The sequence below is a fragment of the Erythrobacter sp. genome (genome assembly GCF_023653175.1).
Taxonomy (GTDB): domain Bacteria; phylum Pseudomonadota; class Alphaproteobacteria; order Sphingomonadales; family Sphingomonadaceae; genus Erythrobacter.
Map to the genome: position 1 here is coordinate 1 of NZ_JAMNXL010000255.1, position 3,671 is coordinate 3,671.

The 3,671-nt window shown below is 71.9% G+C and carries 2 protein-coding genes; both read left to right on the top strand.

Annotated elements, in window-relative coordinates; translation table 11 throughout:
• Positions 1-757 (top strand): MBG domain-containing protein (locus NBV68_RS18380; RefSeq protein WP_296312771.1); only part of this gene is annotated, 757 nt, incomplete at its 5' end.
• A gap of 1 nt (position 758) precedes the next feature.
• A partial coding sequence (locus NBV68_RS18385) for a CHAT domain-containing tetratricopeptide repeat protein (protein ID WP_296312773.1) occupies positions 759-3,671 on the top strand: 2,913 nt, incomplete at its 3' end.

Here is a 3,671-nt window from a genome sequence, read left to right on the forward strand (position 1 = left end):
CAATTATGCGGTGACCTTCAACGCCGGCATCCTCACCATCACGCCGCGCCCGATCACGATCACCGCGAACAGCTTCTCGCGGGTCTACGGAAACGCCAACCCGGCGCTGACCTTTACCGTCGGCGGGCTGGGCCTCGTCAACGGCGATCAGCTGACCGGCGCGCTGGCCACCGCAGCGGGGCTGACAACCGGCGTCGGCACCGCGGCGATCACCCTCGGCACGCTAGCGGCGAGCGGCAATTACACGGTCGCCTTCACCGCAGGCGTGCTGACCATCACCCCGCGCCCGCTGACCGTGGCGGCGGACAACTTGTCGAAGTCGCTCGGTCTCGCCGATCCGCTGCTGACCTTCCGCATCACCGCCGGCGACCTCGTCAACGGCGACCAGCTGAGCGGCAGTCTGGTGCGCGATCCGGGCGAGTCCATCGCCAGCTTCGTGATCCGTCAGGGCACGCTGGCGGCGAGCGCCAACTATGCGCTCACCTTCGTGCCCGGCACCTTCACCATCAACCCGCCGCCGGTCTCGCCGGACATCAACAACCCGACCACGATCGAGCCCGCGCTGGTCTCGAGCGAGACCCCGCCGCCGGTTGAGGGCGAGGAGGAAGAGCGCTTCGGCATCGACTTCCCCGAACGGCCCGATGCGCCGCTGATCAGCGAAGACCCGCTGCTCGACGATCCGGTCGCGAGCGGGGGCGACAGCTCGCTCTACGGCGGTTCCGGGGCCCCCGCCCCTGCCACCACGGGAGGCCAGTGACATGAAGGCACGTCGTCCCAGCCTGCTGCGCACCGCCTTCTCGCTCGCGGCCCTCGCCGGGCTCGGCGCGAGCCATGCCGCCGGGCCCGGCGCGGCCCGCACCGAGCCGCGCGCCAGCCTTGCGCTGCGTGACACCTTCCCGATCGGCTCCAACGGGCTGTGCGAGGCGCAGATCCTCCCGCCCGAGCCCGGCGCAGGCCTGTTCGACCGGCGCTATTCGGTGATCTGCCGCGATGCCGCCGCACCCGTCGGCACGCTGTGGGTGGTCAAGCCCAAGACCGGCGAGGCGCCCGGCCCGGCGCGCTTTGCCGGAGCCGATGCCGAGTGCCGCGGCGATGCGGCCAAGGCGCCCCCGCAGGCGCTCCCCGGCCTTGCCGCGGTCGAGCGGCTCGGCTGCAAGCGCGCCGGCTCGATCCTTGCGACCGACCTGCTTATCGGCAACCGCGCGGGGCGCACCTATGCCGCATCGGGCCTTGCCGCCTATGCCAAGGCGCTGGAGCTCGGGCTCGCCTCGCTGGCAAGCGATGCGGTGCTGCCCGGCACGGTCGAGATCCCGCTCACCAGCACCACCGATGCCGCCGCCTTCGCACGCCAGCAGGCCGAATCGATCGCCGCCGACCAGGCGCTGGTCGAGGCCTATCGCCGCAGCAACGCGGGCGATTTTGCAGAAGCCGCGGAGTTCTTCGCTGTCTCGGCCGCGGCCCTGTCCGGCCCGGGCGCGGCCGAGGCGCAGCTCAACACCGCGCTCCAGCAATCCAATCTCGGCAGCTTCACCGAAGCGCGCCGGCTGTTTGCCGCCGCCCGCGCGGGGAGTGCGGGCAGCCCGGTGCTCGCCCGGCTGCAACGCAACTACGAAGCGATGGACGCCCTCAACCAGCGCCAGCCCGCGCGCGGGCTGGCGCTGCTCGATACGCCGCTTCCCACCGAGTTCGGCGGGGCCGACGAGGTCCGCGCGCTCACCATCGGCGCCGCACTGGCCAGCCAGCTGGCGAGCGAGAGCGGGCGGCTCACCGCCGAATATTCGAGCAGCCTCACCCCGATCGAACGCGCGCGGCTGCTCGATGGCCAGCACGCCTATCTTAAGGCTGCCGCGCTGCGCCAGCTGGGCCGCAGCAGCGAGGCCCCGGCGCTGCTCGCCGCCGCCGAGCGCTCCTTTGCCGACGTGCGCGGGGGCCGGGTGGTCTCGGTCGCCTGGCTGCGCGCGCAGGTGCTCGGCGAGCTTGCCGAGAACGCCGAACGTGCAGGCCAGGGCGCCGAGGCCGAGCGGCTCCACAGACAGGCGATCACCCTGCTGGAGGGCGTCTACCCGGATTCGCCCGCGCTCGGCAGTGCGCGCGCGCAGCTCGCCGGGCTCTATGCCCGCAGCGGCCGGCAGGGCGAGGCGCTGACGATCTACCGCGACATCATCGGCGATGCGAACGGGCGCCCGCTGCCCTCGCTGCGATCGGTGATGACGCCCTATTTCGCGCTGCTGACCGACAAGAACGCCGCCAGCGACACGGCGGCGGCCGCCGCCGCCGACGTCTTCACCGCCAGCCAGCTGCTCCAGCGCCCGGGCCTCGCCCAGACCCAGGCCGCGCTCGCCCGCGAACTGTCCGAAGGGACGGACGAGGCCGCGCAGCTGTTCCGCACCGCCACCAACCTGGGGCGCGGGATCGAACAGCAGCGCGTCTCGCTGCTCGAACTTGAAGGCCTGCCCGAAGCCAATACACGCCTTGCCGACCAGATTGCCGAGCGGCGCGCGCGGCTCGGCCAGCTCGAACAGCAGCAGGCCGAGGTGCTCGGGCGGCTGGCCGCCTACCCCCGCTACCGCGCGGTGGCGGGCGATGCGATCAGCCTTGCCGATCTCCAGTCGGTGCTGGGGCAGGGCGAAGCCTATGTGAAGCTGGTGACGCTCGAAAGCGATGCCTATGTGCTCTATGCCACGCGCGAGGCGGCTCGGGTGTGGCGCGCCGATGCGACCCCGCGCCAGCTCGAGACGCTGGTGACCCAGATCCGCGACAGCATCGCGGTGGTCGAGGGCGGGCAGGTCAACACCTATCCCTTCGACATCGTGCGCGCGCGCGAGCTTTTCGTGCGCCTGTTCGCCCCCGTCGCCGACGAACTGCCGCAGCTCAAGCATCTGGTGTTCGAACCCGATGGCGCGCTGCTCAAGCTGCCGGTCAATCTGCTGGTCACCGATGATGCCAGCGTGGCCGCCTATCAGGCGCGGATAAAGGCCAAGGGCGCGGACGAATACGACTTCCGCGGCACGAAGTGGCTGGGGCGCGGCACGCAGGTCAGCACCTCGGTCGGCCCTTCCGCCTTCCGCGATGTGCGCGCGGCAAGGCCGTCCGATGGCAAGCGCGCCTATCTCGGCCTTGGCGAGAACACCCCGATCGGCACCGCCAGCCCGGGCGCATCGCGCGTCCGCGCTGCACTGGAGGCGGGCGAGCGCTGCACCTGGTCGCCCAATATCTGGGCCAACCCGATCAAGGCCAAGGAGTTGCGCGAGGCGGCGGCGAAGTTCGGCAGCACCGCGCAGGTGCTGACCGGCGCGGACTTCACCGACACCGGGGTGGCGAGCCTGCCCGACCTTGCCGAATTCCGCATCTTGCACTTTGCGACCCACGGCCTCGTCACCGCGCCCCAGCCCGGCTGCCCGCCGCGCCCGGCGCTGCTGACCAGCTTCGACGCCGCCGCGGGCTCCGACGGGCTGCTGAGCTTCGCCGAGATCTTCGACCTGCGCATCGATGCCGATCTGGTGATCCTCTCGGCCTGCGACACCGCAGGCAGCGCCACGATCGGCGCGGCGCGCGAGGCGGGGGTGCGCAGCGGCGGCGAATTCGCGCTCGACGGGCTGGTGCGCGCCTTCGTGGGCGCAGGCGGGCGCACGGTGCTCGCCAGCCACTGGCCGGTGCCCGACGATTTCGAC